Source organism: Nonomuraea sp. NPDC049784, from assembly GCF_040659615.1.
In the GTDB taxonomy this organism is placed as follows: domain Bacteria; phylum Actinomycetota; class Actinomycetes; order Streptosporangiales; family Streptosporangiaceae; genus Nonomuraea.
In genome coordinates, this window is the sequence record NZ_JBFAMX010000816.1 from 1 (window position 1) to 3716 (window position 3716).

A 3716-nucleotide genomic window follows, 5' to 3' on the forward strand; every position below is an offset into this window, starting at 1 on the left:
CTGTCACGGACCGCACGATCGCCGGCCGCGTGCAGCACCTTGACCGCGACCCGGCTGCCGTCAGCGTCGTAGGCGTCGTACACGACGCCCTGCCCGCCCGAACCGAGCCGCCCTGCCAGCCAGTAACTCCCGATGCGCTGGGGATCCCCCGCGCTCAGCGCCTCCATGGCGGGTTAGATGTCGCCTATTTCGCGGAAGTTGTCACAGACAGGGGGCCTGTCCTGTCCTTCTCTCGTAAGAACATGAGGAGGCTCATATGACCCAGCGGATCAACGTCGCGAAGAACGTCCCCGAGGCGTACCACCACTTCATCGCCGTGGAGAAGCTGCTCCACGACAGCGAGCTGCCGACCACCACCATCGAACTGGTCAAGCTGCGCGCCAGCCAGATCAACGGCTGCGGCTACTGCGTGGACATGCACAGCCGCGACCTGAAGAAGGCCGGTGAGAGCGATGAGCGGATCTGGTCTCTGGTCGCCTGGCGGGAGGCCACCGTGTACACCCCGGCCGAGCGGGCCGCACTGGCGCTGACGGAGGAGGCGACCAGGCTGGCCGACCGCGAGGCGGTGCCGGACGCGGTGTGGGAGGAGGCCGCCCAGCACTACAGCGAGAAGCAACTGGGGCTGCTCATCGTGGCCCTCGCGATGATCAATGCCTGGAACCGGATCGGGGTCGCGGCCCGGCTCACACCCGAAACCTGACCATTCGTGGAAATGCATTGAGAGACCCAGCCGTAGCCGGTTAGGTTGACGCGCATAGCGGGCGGCAAGCGCCCGCCATGCCGCCGCCAATTGGCGCGGCGCACAGTCTGGAGCAGGAGAGACGGGACGCGCTTCGGAAGGGGGAGACCATGAGACGGGTCAAAGTCACGAAGTCGGCGGCCAAGCGGCGCACGCGACTGACCATGGAGCTGGACCTGCGGACGCCGACGGGTCGCACCCTTCCCTACTGACTTGCTCCTTACACCCAATTTATCGGGGGGTCTGTAGATAGAAGAGGTAACAAAGTCATCACGGGGGGGCTCACGATGAAGAGGCTTGTGGTGGTGCCGCCACACATTGCCAGGCACAAGGTCCGCGACATCCATTCCGGATACCGCCGCAAGCCGCCCGCCGACCCCAAGGTGATCGACCTGCGGGCCTACACCGGCCGCAATGTCATCCGCTTCCCTGGCGGCCCCACCCCCGCCGCCTGACGCTGAGAGGGGCAAGCCCTCCCTACGGAGGCGTGTTTCATGCCGCTTCGTTCTCGCCCGTGGGTGGCCGCGCAGGCCCCGTGTGGATCAACCGGATGATCGCCTGACTCATCCGGGCGTAGTCGTGGTCGTTGACCAGCTCGCCGCAGAGGCTGAAGTCGTTCATCGCCGCGATCCGGTCGGCGAGGGTGACGATCTCCGGCAGGTCTGAGGAGATCAGCAGCAGCGCCAGCCCGGATCCCGCCAGCTCGGCGATCAGTTCGTGGAACGCCGCCTTGGTGCGTACGTCGATGCCGACCGTCGGCTCGTCCACGATGAGGATCTCGCATTCGGCGGCGAGCCACTTCGCCAGGCTGACCTTCTGCTGGTTGCCGCCGGAGAGCTGGCCGGCCAGCTGGGACGGCGAAGAGATCCGGATGCCCAGCCGGTCGACGTACCGGGCCACCAGGCGACGCTCCGCCCGATCGGTCACCAGCCCGGCCCTGGCCAGGCGCCGCCACACCGTGACGCCGACGTTGCGGGCGATCGGCTGGTCGAGGAAGAGGCCCTCTTCCTTGCGGTTCTCGGTCACGTAGCCGATGCGGTAGCCGCGGAGCGCATCGCCGACATCGCGGATGCGCACCGGACGGCCCTGCACCTCCACCGTTCCCGACGTGATCCGGTCGAGCCCGAGCAGCGCCTTGGCCAGTTCGCTGCGGCCGGCCCCGACCAGGCCGTACAGTCCGAGGATCTCCCCCGGGCGCACGGACAGGGAGATGTCGCGGTGGCCTCGCGCGGTGCACACCTTGTCCAGCCGCAGGGCCGGCGCCGCCGCCGGGTCGACGTGCCGCTCGGCGAGGCGGACCGAGGAGTACGCCCGCCCCACCATGAGGTCGACGATCTGGTCCTGCGTGTAGCCGGCGAGCGGCTCGGCCTCGGCCACGCTGCGCCCGTCACGCAGCACGGTGACCGTGTCCGCGACCGCGAAGACCTCCTCCAGCTTGTGGCTCACCAGCACGACGGCGTGTCCGCTCTCGCGCAGCTTGCGCACGATCCCATAGAGCCGGTCGGCCTCGTCGCCGGTGAGCGACGCGGTCGGCTCGTCGAGGAGCAGCACCTTGCTGTCGACGCTCAGCGCCTTGGCGATCTCGACCAGCTGCGCCTGCGCCACGGACAACCGGGAGACCGGGGTGTCCGGGTCGAGGTCCAGATCGAGCAGGTCGAGGCAGCGGCGAGCCTCGGCGCGCATCCGCGCCCGGTCGACGAGGCCGAAGTGCCGCGGCAGGTGGTGCAGCATGATGTTCTCAGCGATGGAGAACTCGGGGATCAGGTTGCGCTCCTGGTGCACCACGCCGATGCCGGCCCGCTGGGCGTCGAGCGGGCCGTTCATGTGCAGGTCGGTGTCGCCGAGCCGGACCCGTCCGCCGTCCGGCCGGTGCACGCCGGTCAGGATCTTGATGAGCGTGCTCTTGCCCGCGCCGTTCTCGCCCAGGAGGGCGTGCACGCTGCCGGCGGTGAGCCGCAGGGTGGCCCCGTCCAGCGCGCGGACTCCCGGGAACGTCTTCACCAGGTTCTCGGCGGTGAGCATCATGACGACCCCTTCGACAGCTTCTGGCGTACGGTGCCGAGCAGCACCGCACCGAGGACGACCGCGCCGACGATCAGGTCGATCCAGCGCGGGTTGATGTCGAACTGCGCCTGCATGACGTCCACCAGTCGGACCAGGAACGCCGCGAGACAGGTGCCGGCGACGCTGACCACCCCGCCGGTGAGCGCGACCCCTCCGATGATCGGCGCGGCGAAGCTCGGCAGCAGCAGATCGTCGCCGATGCTGGAGTTGACGGAGCCGGAAGCGGCGACCGTGATGACGGCGGCGACCCCCGCGAGCAGGCCACTGAGTCCGTGCGCGATGACGATCGACCGGTCGTTGGAGACGCCGGACAGGCGTGCGGCGAACGGGCTGCCGCCGGTCGCCAGCAACTGCCGGCCCACGACCGCGCGGCCGAAGAACAGGGCCACCAGGGCGGCCACCACCAGAGCGAGGATGAGGACGACCGGCAGGCCGAGCACCGAGGCGGTGCCGAAGTCGCGCAGCCCTTGCGAGTATCCCTGGAAGGTGTCCGGGCCGTTGACCCCGTACCGCAGCCCTTCGATGATCGTCATGGTGGCGAGGGTCACGATGAAGCCGTTGATCCGGGTGAACACGACGAGCAGCCCGTTGACGAGACCGGCCGCGAAGCCGACCCCGAGCGCGCCCAGCACGGCGAGCGGGGCGGGCAGGCCGCCTTCGAGCATGAGCCACGCCGCGACCATGGCGCACAGGCCCGTGAGTGTGCCGACCGACAGGTTCATCTGGCCGATGGCCAGCACCACCATCTGGGAGAGCCCGATGACGATCGGGACGGCGAGAAAGCGGAAGAACGCGTCCAGCGTGCCGCGTGAGAGCAAGTTGCCGTCCGTGGCGATGGCGAGCGCGACGAAGCCGACGGCGGCGAGCACGGCGAGGGTGAACTCAGGCCGGGCGGTGACACCCTTGAGCCTCC

At 69.1% G+C, this 3716-nt stretch carries 4 protein-coding genes; 2 read left to right on the plus strand and 2 right to left on the minus strand.

All coding sequences use genetic code 11. From position 1 onward, the window contains the following. Window positions 1–256: 256 nt before the first annotated feature. Together AB0J09_RS59040 and AB0J09_RS59045 are read left to right on the plus strand one after the other, a co-directional pair. A complete protein-coding gene (locus tag AB0J09_RS59040) occupies window positions 257–700 on the plus strand; it encodes a carboxymuconolactone decarboxylase family protein (RefSeq protein ID WP_360712167.1) in 444 nt (147 codons plus the stop codon). A 326-nt stretch (window positions 701–1026) separates the two neighbouring features. After that, window positions 1027–1194 carry a hypothetical protein gene (locus tag AB0J09_RS59045; RefSeq protein WP_360712169.1) on the plus strand — a complete coding sequence of 56 codons (168 nt, stop codon included), beginning with the start codon at window positions 1027–1029 and terminating at the stop codon, window positions 1192–1194. Between the two features lie 37 nt (window positions 1195–1231). Here AB0J09_RS59045 and AB0J09_RS59050 read toward each other — a convergent pair whose 3' ends face one another. Both AB0J09_RS59050 and AB0J09_RS59055 read right to left on the minus strand, forming a co-directional pair. Next, entirely contained in the window at window positions 1232–2764 is a 1533-nt protein-coding gene (locus AB0J09_RS59050; RefSeq protein ID WP_360712172.1) for a sugar ABC transporter ATP-binding protein, read from the minus strand. After that, window positions 2761–3716: ABC transporter permease (locus AB0J09_RS59055; RefSeq protein ID WP_360712175.1), on the minus strand; the 956-nt coding region annotated here is incomplete at its 5' end. The genes AB0J09_RS59055 and AB0J09_RS59050, both read right to left, overlap by 4 nt.